Genomic DNA, 20,340 nt, shown 5'->3' with positions numbered 1-20,340 from the left:
CGCTGATGCGTGGCCGGGCCCGTGTGACGCGAGTCACAAGATGCGCTAGTTGGGGCTGATCCACTGCCCGGTGCCGGAGTCGATTTTCGCGACGCCGTTGAGCAGCTGGGTCCCGTCGCCGCCCCAGAGGTGATCGCCCGCGGGGTCGGCGGGTGCCGCCGCGCCGTTGCCGCCGCTTTCCTCGGTCCACTGGCCGGCGCCGGTGTGGTCGAACGTGGTGGTGGTGCCGTCGGCGTCGATCTGCACCGCGATGTCGGCCTCGCCGTCGCCGTTGGTGTCGGTGAACGCGATCGTGCCGCCGGACTTGGTGTCGACGATCGCGGTGTCGTTATGGCCGTCGTGGTTGGTGTCGATGGTGGCGACGCCGGCGTCGACCTCGCCGCCGGGCAGGTCGGCGTGGATGTGGCCGGTGGTCGAGTCGTCCTGGCTGTGGGAATCGGGGTGGCCGCCGCCGGACTCGACCCAGGCGCCGCTCGCCTCGTCGTACACGGCCTGGTCCACGACGTGGCCGGTCGAGTCGAGGACCGCGTAGTGGTCCGCGGTGCCGTCGTGGTCGGTGTCGGTGAACGCCTGCGCGCTGCCGTCGTCGTGCTCGACGATCGCGGTGTCGGAGACCCCGTCGTGGTCACTGTCGAAGTTGACCTCGGCCTGGTACTCCTGGCCGTCGACGTGGACCGTCATCGCGTCGGTGCCGCTGGTGTCGGTGCCGCCACTCTCGTCGACCCACATGGGAAAAGCCCCCTTTTACGACCGGGTCTCACCGGCTGCTTCGGCTGTCGAACTCCTAAGACTCACGTTAGGCCGGTTCGGTTCCCGACCACAACCTGATCACACGGTGACCGGGGCCGCGTCACGCAGCGCGCGGATGCGGGTGAGCAGGGATTCGGCCCGGTCACGGCCCTCGGTGGCGTCGCGGAGCCGCTTGGCGACGACGGCGATCTTCTTGGCCCGCTCCTGCGCGCCCATCTTGATCGTCTTGTCGACCTCTTTCAGCTCGGCCTCGATGGACTCGATGCGCCGGGTGAGGGCCTCGTCGAGCGCCATGGACAGCTGCTGCTCCGCCTCGATGAGCTGTTCGGCGACCAGCTGGTCGAGCGTCGAGCGGGCGTCGGCGATGGCCTCGACCAGCCACTGCTTCATGTGCTGCTTGTCGGACGCGTGCTTGCGGGTGCGGGCCATCCACCAGCCCGCGCCGAGGCCGATGATGATCGTCGCGGGCAGCACCACCGGGTTGAGGATGGCGACGCCGGCCAGCGGGAGCGCGGCGATCTTGGCCCCGCCGACGCCGCCCGAGATGCCCATGAAGACCAGCAGTTTGTCCTCGGCCGTCGGCGGTTTCTTGTCCGGCGGGCGCAGCACCACGGGCGGTCCGCCGGCCCGCGCGAACTGCGCGCGGATCACGTCCAGCTCCTCGGCGGAGAACAGCTCCGACAGCGCCACGTTCGTGACGTGGTTGAGGCGCTGGGAAAGCAGCATGGAGATCCACTGCGAAGTCGTCTGCAGCGCGATGTCCACCTGTTGCGGCAACGCGGCCAGCTCGTCGCGCTTCGCGGCCTCGATGCGCAAGCGGAAGTGCGTCTGGGCGTCCCGCATCTCGCGGCTGCTCTCGTGGCCGACCTCGACGCGGGTGCGCTGGACCTCGCCGCGCAGCTTGAGCTGCCAGCCCCGGGTCGACGTGCGGCGCTCGGCCTGCAGCTGGTCACGGCGTTCGCGCAGCTGCTCGGCCTCGGCCTCACCGGCGGACAGCGCGCGGCTCTCCGCCTGCAGCTTCGCCTTGATCTCGCCGAGCGCGCTGGACAGCGCCCGCAGTGTGTTGGCCTCGGCGAGCATGGCCGAACGGCCGACGAGCAGCTCCTGCAGCGCGACCTGCACCGTCGCGACGCCGGACTTCTCCCGCAGCATCGCGGCCACCTGCTCGTTCGGCGCCTTCGCGGCCGTCTCGAACACGCGGGCCGAAACGGGGTGGAAGACGGCGTCGGCGAACCTCGGCGCGTGCTGGGCCAGCAGCTGCTTGTCGGCCTCCAGGATCTCCCGCCAGCCGCGGAACATGTCCACCTTGGCCAGCACGAACACCACGGTCTCGACGCGCTCGCCGACGTCGCGGAGGAACTGCAGCTCGGTGGAGGTGAACGGGGCCGACGCGTCGACCACGAACACCAGCGCCGTCGCGCCCGCCGCGGCCTCCTTGGCCAGCTCGCCGTGCAGCGAGTCCAGCCCGCCGACACCCGGCGTGTCGACGACCGTCATGCGTTCCAGCAACGGGACCGGGCCGCTGACCTCGACGTACCGCGGCGGGAGCTGGCCGGCCGGCAGCTCGTGCGTCGCCGAAACCCAGTTCACCAGCTCACGCAGGTCGATCGGCACGGACGCGAACTGGCCGGGGTAACAGGCCTGCGCGCCCCAGGTCTCGGCGTGCTCGAACACCAGGTACGTGGCGGTGGCGACGTCAGCGTCCACAGGGGACAGTCCCGGGGCCGCGAGCAGGGCGTTGACCAGTGAGCTCTTGCCCCGGTTGGTCTCGCCGACCACTACCACGGACGGCTTCTTCGGCCGCGCCCGGCGGACCTCGTCGACCCACTTCGCGGCCTGTGGGTCGGCCTCGCGGACGACGGTCGTCAGCTGTTCACGCGCGGCCTGGACCTGCGCGGGCAGCGTAGGCGCGGTCACGGGACACGCTTCGCGTACACAGTGACGATCGGCGCGCGCAGCAGCCGCTCGTGATCGGCGAACCCGGTCACCTCGGTCTCGGCGACCACGCCGTCGAGCGCCGGGTCGTCGGTCGTGACCGCGCCGCCCGCCTCGTGCCGGGCCGGGTCGAAGCGCTCGCCGTCCGGGCGCAGCGCGCAGACGCCGATGCCGGCCAGCCCGTGCTCCAGCCGCTCGACGACCCCGCCGCTGCGGGCGCGGTCCAGCGCGTACAGGCACAGCTGGATGAGGGCCTGGCGGTCGGCCAGCGCACGCTCTAGTTCGTCACCGGGGGCAGCTACGACGTCCACACCGGTGTTCGACGCGGCCTCGCCGACCGGGGTTCCCTCGTCGGGATCAACTTCCTTACTGCGAAACCAAGCCAAAACCCTCACCCCTGGTCGTCGGCCGAGCCGCCCGGACGGATTCCACCAGTCTGCGGCAAGCGTTTGCCGAGCGCTCAGGCGAGTTCGCGGATCACGGTGCGCATGGCCGCTTCCAGGGCCGGCGGGTCCTCGGCGAAGCGGGACGAGACGAGGATCTGGTCCTCGGCCGTGCGCGTCCAGATCCGGCCCGCGACGGAGATCTCGATGACCGACAGCCGGAACGGGTGCGCGCGGCGGCCGAGGTGGACCTCCGTCTCGCGGACGAGCTGGCCCAGCCGGTCGCCGGCCAGGATGTGGCGGCGGTAGAAGCCGGGGGCGGACAGCGGCGCACCGTCTCGCAGCCCCGAACCGCGCGCGGCGGCGAAGTGCCGCAACGCCGCGGGCGCGAAATGCTGGACGGCGAGGTCGATCGCCGAGCCGTCGCCCGGCTGGGGACGGCGCAAGCGGGTTCGCGGCGCGCGAGGGCTGGACTCGCCGCGCCCGCGCAGGAACGTCAGGAGATCGGTCCACCAACCGGACCACTGCGCCTGCACCTCGGCCCGGTTGATCGCGGGCGGGATGTGCACCGGCACGGCCGGCTCCACCGGAGGCAGCACCTGGTCGTCGTCGACCGAGAGGGCGAGGACATCACGGAGGTACAGCGCGAGGTCGATCTGGTGCTCGCTCCCCCAGGACGCCCGCCACGAAGTGGTGTTCTCCAGTCGCACGAAATCCACCCTACGCCGAAAACGGCGGGCGCTCCGGCGGCCGTTGTCACTCGCGGATCTGTTGCCAGATCAGGAAATAAGCCCGGTGGACGACGTGTGCGACCCGGCTCTGCGCGGGTGTCGCGCCGAACGACGCGAAGGACCGCCACCAGCCCGCGCGCTCCAACGCGTGCGCGGCGAGCTCCGGCCGCGCCGCGCCCGGAAGGCCGAGCTGGGCGCCGATGTCGGCGTTGCTGCCGACGCGCAGCACTTCCTCCGACAGGTCCTCGGGCATGTCGACGGCGCCGGAAGCGACCAGCGTCAACGCCTCCAGCAGCCGCAGCGCGTGCGCCTCCGGCTTGGCGAGCAGGACCTCGATCGCGTCGTGCACCCGTTGCCGCTCGCCCGCGTCGCCGGAGGCGTGGGCCAGCGCGGTCACGGACGCAAGCGCGGCCGCGGCCTTGATCCCGTCGGCGCGCGCGGCGAAGACGATGGCGAGCCGTTGGCGCACGGCGTCAAGACCGGACGCGTCGAGCAGCGTCCGCCGCAGCGCGCCCGCGGTGATGGCCGGCTCGGCGCGGATCGCTTCGACCGCGCACCGGACGCCGAACAGGTCCAGCTTCTCCAGCAGCCGCAGCCGGACGCCGGACGGGACGTCGCACTCCCAGCTGGTGAAGATGTCGGCCGAGATCAGCATCGTTTCGAGGATGTCCTCGTCCAGCGCGGAAAGCTGCCGCAGCGCCTCGGCGTCGGCGGAGGTGAAGCCGCCGGACTCCGCGGACTCGGCCATCAGGCCGATCACCGGCAGCACGTCGGCCACCCGCGGCTTGAGCGTGCTCGCCTGCTTCTCCGCGAGCATCGTCGCGGCCTTCCAGACGTCGCCGTCGGAGCCCGCCACGGACTCGGCGACGATCGTGTCCGCCTTGTTCAGCACGGCGATCGCGTTGACCGGGCCCGCTTCGCGGCTCGCGGTGGCGGCGGTGAACGCGGCGAGCGCCTGCTGATCGTCGGCGCGTACGCCCTGCGTGACGACGTACAGCACGGCTTCCGCGCCCGCGACCGCGTTTCGCGAGGTGTCGTCCAGCTCGGTGGAATCCTCGTCGGCGCCGCTCTGTTTGGCCGCGCCCAGCAACAGCTCGGTGCGCGAGACGGACGCGGCGTCGAGCGACCCGAGGCCCGGGGTGTCGATCACCGTCATGCCCTGCAGCACGGCGTTGGTCAGGTACGCCTCGAGGTGCGAGACCTCGGTGATGTCCACGCCCAGCTCGGCCGGGATCGACCCGTCGGCGGCGAAGGGCAGCACCTGCTTGCGGCCGTCGGTGAACACGACCTCGACGCGGTCCACCGTGCCGTACTGGAACCGGGTGACCAGGCGGGTGCACTCGCCGACGTCGGTGGGCGCGACCCGGCGCCCGATCAGCGCGTTGACCAGCGTCGACTTGCCCGACTTGATCCGCCCGGCGACCGCCACCTGCAAGGGCGCGCCCAGCCGGCGCAGCACCTCGGCGAATCCCGCGGCCGTGCGCGGGGAGACCTGCGACTGGAGCCGGTGGCACAGGTTGGCCACCGACATCGACAGCGGGCCCGCGAGGCGCCCCTGCTCCGCCGCTGCCGTCACGGCCCCGGCCCCCTCCCGACTCGTCTGTCCAGCCCGCCGGGGAAATCGTGCCATGCCGGTCATCCTCGGGTCGCACCGAAGGTGCTACCGACGGGCGACGCGCCCGGGCCCGTCGCCGACCTAGGGTTGAAGCGTGCGAAGGCTGAGTCTGTGGATGCGTGCCCACCCGATGGCGGGAGACACCCTGCTCGCCGTGCTTCTCGGCCTGATCGACGTGGCCTTCTTCCTGGGCGGCGCCCTGATCGACGGGGGCTTGCAGCCGCAACCGTGGTACGTCGCGATCCCGATCGACGTGCTGATGGTGGCGCCGCTGGCGTTCCGCCGGAAGAGCCCGCTGTGGTCGGCCTACGCCGTCCTGCTGATCAGCATCGCGCACACCACGCTCCAGCTCGGCATCTCGAGCCCCGTGGCGGTGGCGATGAGCCTGTACTCGATCGTCGTCTACGTCGGGCGCAAGCAGGGGCTGATCTACCTCGGCGCGCTCACCGTGCTGAACATCGTGCAGACGGCCACCGCCCAGAGCCACTCGTGGTTCGCCGAAATGCTGTTCACGCTCTTCGGCCTCGCGCTGTGCTGGACGCTCGGCGAGTTCGTCGGCGCGCGGCGGGCGTACGACGACGAGGTGGAGGCGCGCCTGCACCTGCTCGAGACCGAGCGCGACCAGGCCACCCGGATCGCCGTCGCCGAGGAGCGGGGCCGGATCGCGCGCGAGCTGCACGACGTCGTCGCGCACTCGGTGAGCGTGATGGTGGTGCAGGCCGACGGCGCTTCGCTCGCGCTGCCGACGAATCCCGAACTGGCCGGCCGCGCGCTGCAGACGATCTCCGAGACCGGCCGCGGCGCGCTGGGCGAGCTGCGGCGGCTGCTCGACGTGCTGCGCAACGACGACGGGGACAGTGAGCCCCGCGTCCCCCAGCCGGACGCGAGCGCGCTCGCCGACCTCTCCGAGCGGATGCGCGCGGCCGGCGTGCCGGTGGAGCTGGAAGTGGACGACAACCTGGACGACCTGCCCGCCGGCGTCTCGCTCGGGCTGTACCGGATCGTGCAGGAATCGCTGACGAACACGCTCAAGCACGCGGGCACGGGCGCGCGCGCCGAGGTGCGCGTGCACCGCGACGGGGAGACGGTGGAGGTGCTCGTCCGCGACGACGGCGCCGGGCGGGCGAGGCAGCTGGAGGCGGCGCACGCCGGGCCGTCGAAGAAGGCCCCGCGGCTGGCCGTCGCGGGCGGGAACGGGCTGATCGGGATGCGCGAGCGCGCGCACGTGTACGGCGGAACGCTGGAGGTGGGCCCCGCGCCGGCCGGTGGGTGGCAGGTGCGGGCGGTCCTGCCGGTTAGGTTGGCGCCGTGATCCGAGTAGTGGTCGTCGACGACCAGGAGCTGATGCGCGTCGGGTTCCGGATGGTGCTGGGCGCGCAGGCCGACATCGACGTGGTCGGCGAGGCCGGTGACGGCGCGCAGGCCATCCGGCTGGCCGCCGAGCTGCGCCCGGACGTGGTGCTGATGGACGTGCGCATGCCGGTGCTCGACGGGGTGGAGGCGACGAAGCAGATCGTCGCGGCCGGCACCGCGCGGGTGCTGGTGATGACCACGTTCGACCTGGACGAGTACGTGTACGCGGCGCTGCAGGGCGGGGCGTCGGGCTTCCTGCTCAAGGACACGCAGCCGGACCACCTGGTCTCGGCCCTGCGCGCGGTGGCGTCCGGCGAAGCCGTGGTCTCGCCTTCGGTCACGCGCCGCCTGCTGGACCGCTTCGTCGGCACGGGTGGAGCCCCGGTCCGCGACGTCCGTGAGCTGGACGTGCTGACCGACCGCGAGCGCGAAGTCCTCGTGCTGATCGCGAAGGGCCTGTCGAACCTGGAAATCGCCGAGTCCCTGTTCCTTTCGGAAGCCACCGTGAAAACGCACGTCGGCCGCATCCTGGCGAAGCTCGACCTCCGGGACCGGGTGCAGGCCGTGGTGCTGGCGTACGAGACCGGGCTGGCCCGGCCGGGACTCGGCTGAGCGCTGGGCTCAGGGGGATTTCAGGGTCGCCTCAGGGGTTTCACCGATCGTATGTCCACCGTAGACACGATTGGGTACTACTCAAGTCGGGTGACTGGTTAGACCCACAGGATGACGCCAAGACCGGCCGCGCTGCGTCACGATAGTCCGGGTAAGAGCACCAGGGTGAACGGCGATCGGGCCGTTACAGAGGGAGCAGGGATGATCGAGGCATCAGGTCTCACCAAGCGCTACGGCAACACAGTCGCGGTGAACAACCTGTCGTTCGCAGTGGCCGCGGGGAAGGTCACCGGCTTCCTGGGTCCGAACGGCGCCGGCAAGTCCACCACCATGCGCATGATCCTGGGCCTGGACAACCCGACCTCGGGCCAGGTCGTCATCGGGGGCAAGCGCTACCACGAGCTGAAGGACCCGCTGCGGACCGTCGGCGCGCTGCTGGACGCGAAGTGGGTGCACCCGAACCGCTCCGCCCGCGCGCACCTTTCGTGGATGGCGAAATCCAACCGGATCCCGACGTCGCGGGTGGAAGAAGTACTCGACACCGTCGGCCTCACCAGCGTCGCGGACAAGCGCGCCGGCGGGTTCTCGCTCGGCATGTCGCAGCGCCTCGGCATCGCCGCCGCGCTGCTGGGCGACCCGGAGGTGCTGCTGTTCGACGAGCCGGTGAACGGCCTCGACCCCGAGGGCATCCTCTGGATCCGCAAGTTCATGCACCGGCTGGCCGAAGAGGGCCGCACGGTTTTCGTCTCCAGCCACCTGCTTTCGGAGATGGCGCTGACCGCGAGCGACCTCATCGTGATCGGCAAGGGGCAGCTGATCGCGCAGTCCACCACGGAGGAATTCGTGGCCCGTGCCGCGGAAAACACCGTGAAGGTGCGGTCACCGCAGCTTCCGGCGCTGCGCGAGCAGCTCGTCCGCGCCAGCGCACAGGTCACCGACTCCGGCAACGCGCTCATCGTGTCCGGAATGGACAGTGACAAGATCGGCGAGATCGCGGCGTCCGCGAACCTCGTGCTCCACGAGCTGAGCCCGCAGACGGGCTCGCTGGAGCAGGCCTTCATGCAGATCACCGGCGACTCCGTCGAGTACCACACCGGGCTCGAGGCCGAAGCGCAGCAAGCCTTCCAGCCCACCGCCCGCTGACCACTCTTTCTCCTAGGAATCAGACCATGACTCTGCTCGCGGTTGAACGCATCAAGCTCTTCACCACCCGCTCGCCGTGGTGGTGCGCCATCATCGCCATCATCCTCACCGCAGGCTTCGCCGCGCTCATCGCGAGCGCCTCGCCGGCGGGGGAGACGATCGAGGTATCCACCACCCAGGCCGGCTACCAGTTCGGCGTCGCCGTGATCATGGTGCTGGCCGCGCTGTCGGTGACCACGGAGTACCGCTTCGGCACCATCCGCACCACCTTCCAGGCCGTCCCGCACCGCGGTTCGGTGCTCGCCGCCAAGGCCGTCGTCGTCGGGCTGCTCGGACTGGTGATCGGCGAGGTCGGCGCGTTCGGCGCCTGGGCACTCGGCTACGCCATCCGCCCCTCGTCGGCGCTCGTGCTCGACAGCTCGGGCAAGTGGATCGACGTGGCCGGGGTCGGCGTGCTGTTCGCGCTGGCCGCGGTGATCGCGGTGGCCATCGGCATCCTGATCCGGCACAGCGCCGGCGCCATCGCCCTGCTGCTGATCTACGTGCTGGCGGTGGAGAACCTGGTCCAGCTGATCCCGACCGTCGGCCCGAAGATCCACAAGTGGCTGCCGTTCAACGTCGCCGACAAGTTCCTCCACGGCGGGGCGCCGGGGGGACAGACGGGCCAGAGCGCCTCGGACGTGGTGCTCTCGCAGGGCTGGTCACTCGCCTACTTCGCCGCCTTCGCGGTGGCGCTGATGGCCATCGCCATCGGAGTCGCGAAGAAGCGCGACGCCTAGGACCCATCACAGGGAGGTTCGCACCCGCGCCAGGCGGGGGCCGGGTACCGGTGCGAACAGGGGAAAAAAGGGGATAAAGGAAAATCCGGGTCGCCAAATTCGGGGGGCGACCCGGATTTCCTTCATGCCGGTAGAGTTCGCGCGAAGCGGGAGGGGAGCGCGCGTGCTCGAAACGAGAGGGCTCACGAAGTCCTACGGCGACACCATGGCGGTGCACGATCTGACGTTCACCGCCGAGGCCGGCCGGGTGACCGGGTTCCTCGGCCCGAACGGCGCCGGCAAGTCCACGACGATGCGGCTGCTGCTCGGCCTCGACACCCCGACGGCGGGCACCGCGCACATCGACGGCCGCCCGTACCGGGAGCTGCGTGATCCACTCCGGACGGTCGGCGCGCTGCTCGACGCCACCTGGCGCCACCCCGGCCGGAGCGCGCGCTCGCACCTGCGCTGGCTCGCGGCCACCAACGGCCTGCCGGAGCGCCGCGCGGACGAGGTGCTGGGACTGGTCGGGCTCGACTCGGTGTCGAAGAAGCGCGCGGGCGAGTTCTCCCTCGGCATGCTCCAGCGGCTCGGCATCGCGACCACGCTGCTCGGCGACCCGAAGGTGCTGCTGTTCGACGAGCCGGTGAACGGCCTCGACCCGGAGGGCGTCCACTGGATCCGGCAGCTGATGCACGCACTCGCCGCCGAGGGCCGCACCGTGTTCGTGTCCAGCCACCTCCTGCCGGAGATGGAGCAGACGGCGCAGGACCTCGTGGTGATCGGCCGCGGCCGGCTGATCTACCAGGGCACGATGAAGGACTTCGTGGAGCGCGCCGGGTCCCGCGGCGTGCGCGTGCGCACCCCGCACGCCGACGCCATGCGGACCGCGTTGCGTGAGCGCGGCGCGGAGTTCACCGAAGAGGCCAACGCCTTCGTTGTGTCCACCTTGGACAGTGACGCGCTCGGCGAGCTGGCCTTCACGGCCGGCGCCACCCTGCACGAGCTGAGCCCGCTGACCGGATCGCTGGAGCAGGCGTACCTGGAGCTGACCGGCGACGCGACCGAGTTCACCACCGGGGGATCGCGATGAACGTCCTGCGCGCCGAGCGCATCAAGCTGTTCAGCACCCGCGCGCCGTGGTGGTGCAGCCTGCTCGCGGTGGCCGCGCCGCTGGGCTTCACCCTGCTGTTCTTCCTGCTGACCGGCGCGGAGATCAGCGCGAACGTCGGCAACACCCAGCTCGCCACCGGCGTCGGGCGCACGGTCGCGCTGGTGCTGGCGGTGCTCGCCGCGACGTCGGACGCCAGCTGGGGCACGCTGCGGCTGACCTTCCAGGCCGTGCCGAAGCGCGTGCCGGCGCTGCTCGCCAAGGGCACGGTGGTCTTCCTGCTGTGCGCGCTGCTCGGGCTGCTCGCCGGCGTCGGCTCATGGGGCCTGGCCTCGCTGGCGCGCCCGGACGCCAACCTCGGGCTGCACAGCGCGGAGGACTGGCGGCTGGTGCTCGGCCAGACGGTGACCTTCGCGCTCACCGGCCTGCTCGGCGTCGGCGTCGGGCTGCTGTTGCGCAGTACGGCGCTCGCGCTGACGCTCGTGCTGGTGTGGACCCAGCTCGTGGAGGGGCTGGTGCTGCTGATCCCGAAGGTCGGCGACGACATCTACCAGTGGCTGCCGTTCTACGCGGCTTCGCAGTTCGCCGGTGGGGATTTCACGAGATCCGCACTCAATCTGTCCCCGCCTCTCGGACCTTGGGGTTATCTCGCGTATTTCGCCGCGATCTGCGTGGTTTTCTTCGCGGCCGGAGTGATCACCACGGATCGCCGCGACGCCTGAACATGCGGCCTGCACGTGCAATCTGCTTGTACAGCGGGCAAACGGATTAAGACCACGTTAAGAGCCTGTGGCTTCTCTCACAGGAAGCAGACATAATGTCAAAGTCCCCAGGATATTCGAAGTAGAGCGCGCATCCGTCTCAGCTCCCCGGAGGTGAACCTTGACGGTGGACGCTGGTCAGGGATTGAAGAGTCCCATCCCGTCGGCCCGCGATGAAGCGGCCCCCCAACCCCGGCTCGAGCCGATGCTGGACCTGGAATGGTCGCAGGCGATCGAGCTGCCGCGATTCGCCCTGCCGGCCGATCGGCCCGGCGATCTTCGCCAGGCGTGGGTACACCGTGCGGCCGAAGACGTCGTACTGGCGCTGTACCGCAGAGCGAGTGGTCTCGAAGGCCCGCTGCCCGCCCCGTGGTGGCTACGCGCCGTGGCGAGCGGCCGGCTCGAATCGCGGGAGCTGGGCTTCCGCATCGAGGACCGCATCGCCCAGCTGCTGACCCGGCGGCCGGGCTGGGAGTTCGTCCCGTGGGCCGCCGACGGTGAGTCCGGGTACTGGGAGTTCATGCCGTCCGAACGCGGCAAGTCGGGCCACTCCATCCCGACGACCGTGGTGAACACCGACCGCCACGGCGGCTGGATCGACGTGCTGCCCGCGCATTCCGGCACCACGCCGGAGCCGATCCCGGTGGCCGGGCTGGCCGGTCTGCGCTCCCGGCTCGGGGAGTTCGAAGCGGTCCGCTAGCCCGCCCGTATCTTGGTCCGGTGGAGAACCAAGACCAGCCACGATTGCGCAGCGTGGTCAGTTACGTGAAACGCGGCGGCCGGATGACCGTCGGCCAGCAGCGCGCCTGGGACGAGCTCTGGCCCCGGCTGGGCCGGACGGTCACCGACCTGGCGCCGGGGCCGGTGGACTTCGGCGCGTGGTTCGGCCGGGAAGCGCCGGTGCTGCTGGAGATCGGCTCGGGCATGGGCGAAACCACGTCACAGCTGGCCGCCGCCGCGCCGGAGCTGAACTACGTGGCCGCCGAGGTGTACGAGCCGGGGCTCGGCCAGCTGATGCTGCGCGCGGAGAAGCTCGGGCTGGAGAACCTGCGCCTGCTGCACGGCGACGCGGTGATCCTGCTGACCGAGCACGTCGAGCCGGGCACGCTCGAGGGCGTCCGGCTGTTCTTCCCCGATCCCTGGCCGAAGAAGAAGCACCACAAGCGACGGATCGCGCAGCCCTCGTTCGTCGCGCTCGTCGCGTCGCGGCTCAGGCCCGGCGGCACCTTCCACCTGGCGACGGACTGGGAGAACTACGCCGAGCAGATGCTCGAGGTGTGCTCCGCCGAGCCCGCGCTGCGCAACCGGCACGCCGACGAGCCGGGCGGCTGGGCCCCGCGGCCGCAGTGGCGGCCGGTGACCAAGTTCGAGCAGCGCGCCGACGTCGAGGGCCGCGAGTCACACGACCTGATCTTCGAGAAGCGCTGAGGCGTTCTTCCGAAACGAAAGAAGGGCTGTCGCCGGGTTCCCGGCCCGGCGACAGCCTCTCCCTCTTACCCCCGCGCCCGCCTGGCCCCCGAGCCGGACGGACGACGTCTCCTACTCGTCGGCCAGCGGCTCCGCCTGCACCCGCTTGAGCGCGGGCGTGCAGACCGACGCGCCGAGCAGGGCCACCCCGATCCCGAGCACCACCGGAGCGAGGATCCACGGGCTGAGCACCACGCTGCCCGAGTTGACCGTGCTGAACAGCCCCACCCCGACGAGGACGCCGACCACCCCGGCGCCGATCGTGGCGACCAGCGCGGGCAGCGCGGCCTCCATCCGCAAGGCCCGCGAGAGCACCCGCACCGGCGTGCCCGCCGCGATTAGCGCGCCGAACGTCCGGCGCCGGTCCATCACCGAGCCCGCCGTGGCGACCGCGGCGCTGCAGCCCGCGAGCACGCCCGCGGCGATCAGGCCGATCACGGTCACCCGGCGCAGGTCGTCCAGCTGGGTCTGCTGACCGGACAGGTGCTGGTCCAGGCTGCCGATGTCCACCCCGACCGCGGCGGCCGTCAGCGCGGTGCGCACGATCTCGCGGTTCGCGTCCGTGGTCGGCGCGATCACCGAGGTGTAGCTGGGCGTCACCCCGGCCGGCACCGAAGCCGGGTCGAGCACGTACGAGCCGTCGGACTTGCTGTTTTCGCTGTACGCCTTCATCGGCACGTTGCCGAGCGGCTTGCCGGGGTCGGACCCGTACGGTTCGCCGACCACCGAGTAGCCGGCCGTGTTCATCTGGTACGGCGCGTACAGGCCGGTGCCCTCGGCGCAGTCGGCCGCGGTGATCCCGAGCCGGGTGAGCCGCGCGGCGTCCGCGCACGACATGACCAGTGCCCGTTCGAAATTCTGGTACCGGCCGGAGCCCTGCGTGAGGTACACGCTGTCGACGGCGAGCGCGCGCTCCTGCTGGCCGTACCGGGCCAGCGCGGCGTTTGCCTTGTCCACCACCGTTTTCGCCTGAGTCGAGGTGACGTCGGCGTACAGCACGGAGTCGACGTACGGCCGCCCGCCGCCGGCGAGGGAGTCGAACGAGGGCAGCAGCGTGAGCGCCATCGAGCCGGTGAACACGGCGAGCACGATCCCGGCCGAAGCGCGGTAGGCGCCCTTCGGGTCGTTGCGCAGCCGTCGTCCGGCCAGCAGAGACGAGGGGCGGCGCCACATCCGGACGAACGTGCCGCCGACCGCCGACGTCACCCACGGGCCGACCACCATCGCGGAGGCCACCAGCAGGAACAGGCCGAACAGCACCATGCTGGGACCGCTGCTGTTGTGGCCCGCGGTCACCACCGCGTACAGGAAGAACGCGCCCGCGATGGGCAGGGCGAGCAGCCGCCACCAGCGCAGCGGCTTGACGCTGTGGCCGCCGGTGGCGAACAGCGGGTTGCGCAGCACGCGGCGCAGGCCCAGCACCCCGGCCAGCACCACCAGCGCGGGGATCGCGACGACGATCAGCACCAGCAGCCCGACCGGCAGGCTGAAGTCCGAGGCCAGCCAGGTGCCGCCGGCCCACGGGACGAAGGTCGCCAACCCGTGCAACGCCGGGCTGATCCCCAGCCCGAGCAGGGCGCCGATGCCGGCCGAGAGCACGGTCTCGCTCGCGACCATCGACGTCACCTGCCCCGGCGTCGCACCGGCGAGGCGGATCGCGGCGAGCCGCCGTTCGCGCCGGGCCGCGGTGAGCCGCGCCGAGGAGGCGACGAGCACCAGGCTCGGCACGAGCAGCACGATGATGCCGACCCAGGACAGCAGCGTCAGCAGGCCGTCGGGCTTCGCCTCCTTGGTGGGGAAGCCACTGGCCGGCCTCGGGTGCTCCCCGGTCAGCTCGTCCGGGGTGTGCCCGACATACGCGACGAGCTGCTCCGGGTACCGCAGGGCCTGTTCGCCGAGCGCGGCGACGGGCTGGCCGAACCGGTCGCCGAGCTGGTCGGCCGGCGTGGTGTTCAGGATCCGGCCCAACGCGGGCGACACGATCGCCTCGCCCGGAGCCGGCAGCTTCGGGATCCCCGCCGGCAGCTTCAGGCCCGCCGTGTTCCCGGTGACCGCCACGTCGACGCGGTCGATCTCCTGGCCGTTGAAGTAGTCCTTCGAATCGCCGACCATCATGACCGGCCGGCCGCCGGTGTTGTAGTGGTAGCCGGTCTGCCACTCGGCGCGCTGCTCACGCGCCTGCGTGGCGAACGGCAGCGAGGCGAGCAGGAGCACGAGCCCGGTCGCGACCGCGACGCCGACCGCGGTGAGGATCGCCGAGGTGCGGGTCCGCCGGTCGACGCGGAGCACGCGCAGGGCGAGCTGGAGCGAATTCATGCCGCGAGCCTCGTCGCGATCAGGCCGTCACGGATGGCCACGGTCTTGGGCATCGACTCGGCCAGCTCACGGTCGTGCGTCACGACCAGCACGGCCGCGCCGGACTCGCGGGCGGCGCCGAGCAGCGCGTCCATGGTCTCGCGGCCGGTGCGGGTGTCGAGGGCGCCGGTCGGCTCGTCGGCGAAGATCACCTTCGGCCGGTGCGTGAGCGCCCTGGCGATCGCGACGCGCTGGGCCTCGCCGCCGGACAGCTCGCCGGGGCGGCGGGCCTCCTTGCCGGCCAGGCCGAGGTGGGCCAGCCACTCGCGGCCGGCCTGCACCGACTCGCGGCGGCTCTTGCCCGCGAGCAGCGACGGCAGCGCGACGTTCTCCTCCGCCGTCAGCTCCGAGACGAGCATGCCGGACTGGAACACGAAGCCGAACTCGGTGCGCCGCAGCTCGCTGCGCTTCTTCTCACCGAGCTGGTCGACGCGCTGGCCGGCCAGGTGGATCTCACCGCCGTCGGCGCGCAGGATGCCGGCCAGCACGTGCAGCAGCGACGTCTTGCCGGAGCCGGACGGGCCCACGATGGCGACCGCGTCGCCGGGCTGGATGTCGATGTCGACCCCGGCCAGTGCGTACTGCCCGCCGTACCGCTTCACCAGACCACGGCCCGAAAGCACCGGCCCGTTGGTCCACTGTGGATTGCTCATCCGGGAGTCTCTCCTCGTAGCTGAGTAGCTGACGCGACTTCGTTGCGGATGAGCTTCACGGATCGGCCCGGGTGTCCACTTCGGGCAGACGGCCAGTCCGGCGGCCACCGGCATCGGCCGATCGGCCGATGCGGCTCGAACCACCTGGCCAAGGTGCGGGCGCCCCCGGATCCTCTAACGTTTTGCTGTGCCCGAAGCTCCGTCCCGCAGTCAGGCCTTCTACGCGCGCGCCTCCGACCTGGTGCGCCGGCTTGGCATGCCGACGGTCGTGCTGCTCTGCGCACTGGTTTTCGACCTGCTGTTCCTGACGAACGCGGCGCTCGACCACTCCGGCCCGCGGTTCGTGGACTTCGAGCTGCTGCCGGGCATCTTCGCGATGGTGGCCTGCGCGCTGTGGTCCCGGCGGCGCGCGGCCGTCGCGGCGGCGGTCGGCGCGGCCGTGCTGATCTTCTTCACGTTCTTCATCCACTACCTGCACACGCCGGCGTACTCGAGCGTGCTGCCGAACCTGGCCGTCACCGAGGTGGTGGCCGGGGTGGAGATGGTCTACTACGCCGCCCGCCGCGCCCGCCCCGGCGTCGCGTTCGCCGTGATCGCCGCCCTCGTGGTGGGCGCGCTGACCGCCGTCTTCGGCCGTTACCCGTACGGCGAGATGTCCAGCTCCACGACCGTGCAAGGACTGCTGTTCGGCTGCCTGCTGCTCACCGGGGCCGTGGTCATCGGCACGGCCGGGCGCACCCGCACCGGCCCCCGCGAGCAACGGCTGCGCCGGATCCGCCGGCTCAACGAGCTGGTCCGGGGCCAGTGGCCGCTGATCGGCCTGCTGTCGTTCGCCCTGCTGGTCGAGTTCGCCTTCACCTACAGCACCGCGGTCCGGGGCTTCCCCGTCCTGCTCTGCTCGATCGCGGCCGCGGTGATCGCCGTGCTGTCGCCGCGCCGTCCGGCCGACGCGATCCTCGGCCTGGCCGGGGTGCTGATGCTGTCCACCCTGGTCACGCCGTTCCTGCGGCTGGGCTCGGATTACGAGCTGCTGGGCGGGGTGGCGCCGGCCCAGGTCGTGGCCGGCATCGGCGTGGTGATCAACCTGGTCCGCGCGGTCCCGCTGGCGCGGGCCTGGCCGCGGATCGCGACGCTGTCCGCGGTGGTCGCCGTCGCGACGGTGGTGAACTCCGTCCGCACCACCCGGTACCGGCTGATGACGGACCCGCAGGCGCTGGCCTCGTTCGCCATCGCCGCGGCGCTGCTGCTGGGCATCGCGATCGCGATCGGACTGTTCCTGCGCTCGCGGGACTCCGAGCGCAAGCAGGTGATGAAGTCCGCGGTCACCGACGCGCAGACGGCCGAGCGGATGGCGCTGGCGCGCGAGCTGCACGACGTGGTCGCCCACCACGTGACCGGCATCGTGGTGCAGGCGCAGGCCGCGCGGATGGTCGGCGAGAAGAGCCCGCAGCTCGCGGTCGACGCGATGGGCCGGATCGAGGACGCCGGCGTCGAGGCGCTCGCCGCGATGCGGCGGCTGGTCCGCAGCATGCGCGGGGACACGCCGTCCGGCTCGACCGAGTTCAGCGAGCAGGCCACCACCGACCTGGCCGCCGACCTGCAGCGCCTGGTCGAGAGCGGGAGCCACGGCGTGCCGACGTCCCTGCGCCTCGACCTGCCGCCGGACCTGCCGCACGAGGTCGGCCGCTCGGCGCTGCGGCTGATCCAGGAATCGCTGACGAACGTGGGCAAACACGCCGCCGGCGTCACCGAAGCCTTGGTACTGGCCGAGGTCGTCGGCAAGGAACTGCACATCCGGGTGCTGGACGACGGCCGGGAGCAGGTGGACCGACCGGCCGGCGGATCGGGCGGCTACGGTCTGGTCGGCATGCGCGAGCGCGTCGCCCTGCTGCACGGGCGGCTCACCACGGGACGCGGGCCGGACGGCGGCTGGCGCGTCGAAGCGTGGCTGCCACTCGAAGCGAACGGGGATGAGGACGAGTGATCCGGGTACTGATCGCGGACGACCAGGAGATGGTGCGGATGGGCTTCCGCATGATCCTGGACGCCCAGGAGGACATCGAGGTGGTGGCGGACGTCGCCGACGGGGTGTCGGCGGTGTCCCGGGCCCGCGAGCTGCGACCGGACGTCTGCCTGCTCGACATCCGCATGCCCGGCCTCGACGGGCTGGAGGTGACGCGCCAGCTCGCCGGCCCGGACGTCACCGACCCGCTGAAGGTCGTGGTCGTCACGACGTTCGACCTCGACGAGTACGTGCACACCGCGCTGCGCAACGGCGCGAGCGGCTTCCTGCTCAAGGACGCGGGCCCGGCCCTGTTGATCGAGGCGATCCGCGCGGCCGAGCGCGGCGACGCACTGGTGTCGCCGCAGATCACCGTCCGGCTGCTGAAGCACTTCGACGGCGGGACCAAGCGACGTGACATCGCGCCGCCTTCGGAGCCGCTGACCACCCGGGAGCTGGACGTGGTCAAGGCCGCGGCGCGGGGCCTGACCAACACCGAGATCGGCGCCGAGCTGTACCTCTCGCTCTCGACGGTGAAGACCCACCTGGCCTCGGTGCAGGGCAAGGTCGGCGCGCGCAACCGGGTGGAGATCGCGGCCTGGGCCTGGCGCAGCGGAGTGGTCGACTGATCGCCGTGAGTGTTTACGCGGAGTAAAGCGGGCCTGAACACTCACGGCCTTGTTGCCGAGGGTGAGTGGGACGTCCGTACTATCTCCGCATGTCCAGTCGTTTCCTCGCCCCCGTCGTCCTGCCCTCCGACCCCGCCTGCTCCCTGCTGCGCGACGCCGTCGTGGACGTCGACGACACCGGCCGGATCACGCACGTGGGGCCGGAGTCCGCGGCGCCGGAGTTCGCCGGCGACGTGACCCGGCTGGGCGGGATCCTGTTGCCGGGCTTGGTGAACACCCACGCGCACAGCCCGATGACGCTGCTGCGCGGGATGGGCGGCGACCTGCCGCTGCTGCGCTGGCTGAACGAGATCATCTGGCCGGCCGAGGCCAAGCTGCGCCCGGAGAACGTGCGCACCGGCATGCTGCTCGGCTCGGTGGAGATGCTGCGCCACGGCGTCACCACCAGCGCGGAGATGTACTTCGAGGGCGAGCAGCTGGTCGACGCCGTGCTCACCACCGGCGGGCGGGTGCTCGTCGCGCCGCCGGTGATGGAGCTGCCGGGCATGGACTGGCGGACGTCGCTGGCGGCGATCGACCGCTGGATCGACGCCGACGGCCTGCGGTTCGGCCCGGGCGAGCGGATCGAGCTCGGCTACGGCCCGCACTCGGCGTACATGCTGAACCCCGAAGGGCTGCGCGCCACCGCGGAATCGGCTGCCGCGCGCGGCGCGCTCGTGCAGATCCACGTGGCCGAGGCCGCGGCGGAGGATTTGGCGCAGCGCAAGGAACACGGCTCCGTACCGAAGCTGCTCGACTCGCTGGGCATGCTGAACGGGCGGACGCTCGCCGCGCACGCCATCCACCTCTCCGACGAGGACATCGCGCTGTTCGCCGCCCGCGGCACCGGCATGGCGCACTGCCCCGGCTCGAACGCGAAGCTGGCGTCCGGCATCGCGCGGATCAAGGAGCTGCGCGAGGCGGGGGTCGCCGTCGGCCTCGGCACGGACGGTCCGGCCTCCAACGACGACATCGACCTGTGGGAGGAGCTGCAGCTCACGCCGATGCTCGCGCGCCTGGCCACCGGCGACTCCACCGTGCTGACCGCGGCCGACGCGTTCCTGATGGCCACCCGCGGCGGCGCGGAAGCGTTGGGCCGCAACGACATCGGTGTGCTGGAGCCGGGCCGCTGGGCCGACCTGGTGCACGTCGACCTCGACGACCCGGCCTTCGCCGCCGGGCTCGACGTGCCCGACGAGCAACTGCTGTCCAACCTGGTCTGGGCCGCGGGCTCACGGCGGGTCCGCGACGTCTGGGTCGCGGGCGAGCAGGTGGTCGCCGACGCCGAGCCGACGCGGGTGGACCGCGCCAAGATCCAGGCCGACGTCGCGGAGACCGCCGCGCGGCTGCGCGCCTGACTCAGCGGGGGCGCAGGACCAGCTCGGTCAGGTGCGCGTCCGGGCTGGCCGAAACGGCCGTCAGCACGGCGGTGGCGACGGAGTCCGGGCGGAGGTACCGCGCCGGGTCGTACTCGCCGCCCAGGTGCGCGACGACGCGCTGCTGCATCTCCGTGTCGGTGCGCCCCGGGTAGATCGAGGTGACCCGCAGACCGCTCGGACCCTCCTCCTCGCGTAGGGCGTCGGCGAACGCGCGTGCGGCGAATTTGCTTGCGGAGTAAGGGCCCCAGCCCGCGCGGGCACTCCGGCCGGCGCCGGAGTTGACCACCACGACGTGCCCGCGGGCGGCCCGCAGCGCCGGCAGCAGCAGCCGGGTCAGCTCGGCCACCGCGACGACGTTGACCTCGAGGTTCGTGCGCCAGACGTCGGCAGGCGAGTCCGCGACCGAACCCAGCCGCGCGGCGCCGGCGGAGTGGACGAGCACGTCCAGCTCGACGATCCGGCTGGTGGCCTCGGCCAGCGCGGCGGGATCGGTGAGGTCGACGGGCCACGGTCGCGCACCCGGCAGCTCCTCGGCCACCTTCGCGAGCGCCGCCTCGTCACGGCCGCCGAGCAGCAGCCGGTGGGTGGGCGCGAGCTGGTGGGCGACGGCGGCGCCGATGCCACGGGAAGCACCCGTGACCAAGGCGAGCGGAAGATCGGTCAT

The 20,340-nt window shown here is 71.7% G+C and carries 19 protein-coding genes; 11 read left to right on the top strand and 8 right to left on the bottom strand.

From position 1 onward, the window contains the following. Positions 1–45: 45 nt before the first annotated feature. From BMY97_RS33050 to BMY97_RS33030, 5 genes are all read right to left on the bottom strand, one after another. Entirely contained in the window at positions 46–729 is a 684-nt protein-coding gene (locus BMY97_RS33050) for a hypothetical protein (protein ID WP_091624696.1), read from the bottom strand. A 99-nt stretch (positions 730–828) separates the two neighbouring features. Further along, complete coding sequence (locus BMY97_RS33045) at positions 829–2,667, bottom strand: dynamin family protein (protein WP_091624693.1); 1,839 nt, start codon at positions 2,665–2,667, stop codon at positions 829–831. Further along, on the bottom strand, positions 2,664–3,071 hold the full coding sequence (gene grpE / locus BMY97_RS33040) for a nucleotide exchange factor GrpE (RefSeq protein WP_091624690.1): 408 nt from the start codon (positions 3,069–3,071) through the stop codon (positions 2,664–2,666). Before grpE ends, BMY97_RS33045 begins: the two co-directional genes overlap by 4 nt. A 74-nt stretch (positions 3,072–3,145) precedes the next feature. Beyond that, positions 3,146–3,778: a hypothetical protein gene (locus BMY97_RS33035; protein WP_091624893.1), complete on the bottom strand. Its 633-nt coding sequence runs from the start codon at positions 3,776–3,778 to the stop codon at positions 3,146–3,148. Between the two features lie 46 nt (positions 3,779–3,824). Continuing rightward, positions 3,825–5,330 carry a dynamin family protein gene (locus BMY97_RS33030; RefSeq protein ID WP_091624890.1) on the bottom strand — a complete coding sequence of 502 codons (1,506 nt, stop codon included), beginning with the start codon at positions 5,328–5,330 and terminating at the stop codon, positions 3,825–3,827. Positions 5,331–5,544: 214 nt separating this feature from the next. Here BMY97_RS33030 and BMY97_RS33025 point away from each other — a divergent pair, with 214 nt between their 5' ends. From BMY97_RS33025 to trmB, 8 genes are all read left to right on the top strand, one after another. After that, positions 5,545–6,726 carry a sensor histidine kinase gene (locus BMY97_RS33025; RefSeq protein WP_091624687.1) on the top strand — a complete coding sequence of 394 codons (1,182 nt, stop codon included), beginning with the start codon at positions 5,545–5,547 and terminating at the stop codon, positions 6,724–6,726. Next, the gene (locus BMY97_RS33020) at positions 6,723–7,379 is read left to right on the top strand and encodes a response regulator (RefSeq protein ID WP_091624684.1); all 657 of its coding nucleotides are present in this window, start codon (positions 6,723–6,725) and stop codon (positions 7,377–7,379) included. The genes BMY97_RS33025 and BMY97_RS33020 overlap by 4 nt, the downstream gene beginning before the upstream one ends. 201 nt (positions 7,380–7,580) lie before the next feature. Then, on the top strand, positions 7,581–8,522 hold the full coding sequence (locus tag BMY97_RS33015; protein WP_091624681.1) for an ABC transporter ATP-binding protein: 942 nt from the start codon (positions 7,581–7,583) through the stop codon (positions 8,520–8,522). Between the two features lie 26 nt (positions 8,523–8,548). Further along, positions 8,549–9,301, top strand: a complete 753-nt coding sequence (locus BMY97_RS33010) for an ABC transporter permease (protein WP_091624679.1) — start codon at positions 8,549–8,551, stop codon at positions 9,299–9,301. Between the two features lie 163 nt (positions 9,302–9,464). Then, entirely contained in the window at positions 9,465–10,373 is a 909-nt protein-coding gene (locus BMY97_RS33005) for an ABC transporter ATP-binding protein (RefSeq protein WP_091624676.1), read from the top strand. Further along, positions 10,370–11,113 carry a hypothetical protein gene (locus BMY97_RS33000; protein ID WP_091624672.1) on the top strand — a complete coding sequence of 248 codons (744 nt, stop codon included), beginning with the start codon at positions 10,370–10,372 and terminating at the stop codon, positions 11,111–11,113. Before BMY97_RS33005 ends, BMY97_RS33000 begins: the two co-directional genes overlap by 4 nt. Before the next feature lie 244 nt (positions 11,114–11,357). Continuing rightward, on the top strand, positions 11,358–11,852 hold the full coding sequence (locus BMY97_RS32995) for a hypothetical protein (RefSeq protein ID WP_245787621.1): 495 nt from the start codon (positions 11,358–11,360) through the stop codon (positions 11,850–11,852). 20 nt (positions 11,853–11,872) lie between these two features. Next, the gene (gene trmB / locus BMY97_RS32990) at positions 11,873–12,580 is read left to right on the top strand and encodes a tRNA (guanosine(46)-N7)-methyltransferase TrmB (protein ID WP_091624669.1); all 708 of its coding nucleotides are present in this window, start codon (positions 11,873–11,875) and stop codon (positions 12,578–12,580) included. 111 nt (positions 12,581–12,691) lie between these two features. Here trmB and BMY97_RS32985 read toward each other — a convergent pair whose 3' ends face one another. Further along, positions 12,692–14,935: an ABC transporter permease gene (locus BMY97_RS32985; protein ID WP_091624666.1), complete on the bottom strand. Its 2,244-nt coding sequence runs from the start codon at positions 14,933–14,935 to the stop codon at positions 12,692–12,694. Next, a complete protein-coding gene (locus BMY97_RS32980; RefSeq protein WP_091624664.1) occupies positions 14,932–15,627 on the bottom strand; it encodes an ABC transporter ATP-binding protein in 696 nt (231 codons plus the stop codon). Before BMY97_RS32980 ends, BMY97_RS32985 begins: the two co-directional genes overlap by 4 nt. A 187-nt stretch (positions 15,628–15,814) precedes the next feature. On the opposite strand from BMY97_RS32980, the gene BMY97_RS32975 reads away from it, so the two are divergent. The 3 genes from BMY97_RS32975 (at position 15,815) to BMY97_RS32965 (ending at position 19,655) form a co-directional block, all read left to right on the top strand. After that, positions 15,815–17,611 carry a sensor histidine kinase gene (locus tag BMY97_RS32975; RefSeq protein ID WP_425425358.1) on the top strand — a complete coding sequence of 599 codons (1,797 nt, stop codon included), beginning with the start codon at positions 15,815–15,817 and terminating at the stop codon, positions 17,609–17,611. Continuing rightward, positions 17,608–18,258 (top strand): response regulator, encoded by a 651-nt coding sequence (locus tag BMY97_RS32970; RefSeq protein WP_091624661.1) that lies wholly within the window; start codon positions 17,608–17,610, stop codon positions 18,256–18,258. Before BMY97_RS32975 ends, BMY97_RS32970 begins: the two co-directional genes overlap by 4 nt. Before the next feature lie 89 nt (positions 18,259–18,347). Continuing rightward, positions 18,348–19,655, top strand: a complete 1,308-nt coding sequence (locus BMY97_RS32965) for an amidohydrolase family protein (RefSeq protein ID WP_091624658.1) — start codon at positions 18,348–18,350, stop codon at positions 19,653–19,655. Between the two features lies 1 nt (position 19,656). Here the strand turns inward: BMY97_RS32965 and BMY97_RS32960 are convergent, their stop codons facing one another. Further along, positions 19,657–20,340: an SDR family oxidoreductase gene (locus BMY97_RS32960; protein ID WP_091624655.1), complete on the bottom strand. Its 684-nt coding sequence runs from the start codon at positions 20,338–20,340 to the stop codon at positions 19,657–19,659.

This window comes from Amycolatopsis saalfeldensis, assembly GCF_900110575.1.
Classification (GTDB): Bacteria; Actinomycetota; Actinomycetes; order Mycobacteriales; family Pseudonocardiaceae; genus Amycolatopsis; species Amycolatopsis saalfeldensis.
This window is presented reverse-complemented; position numbering and strand designations above follow the sequence as displayed.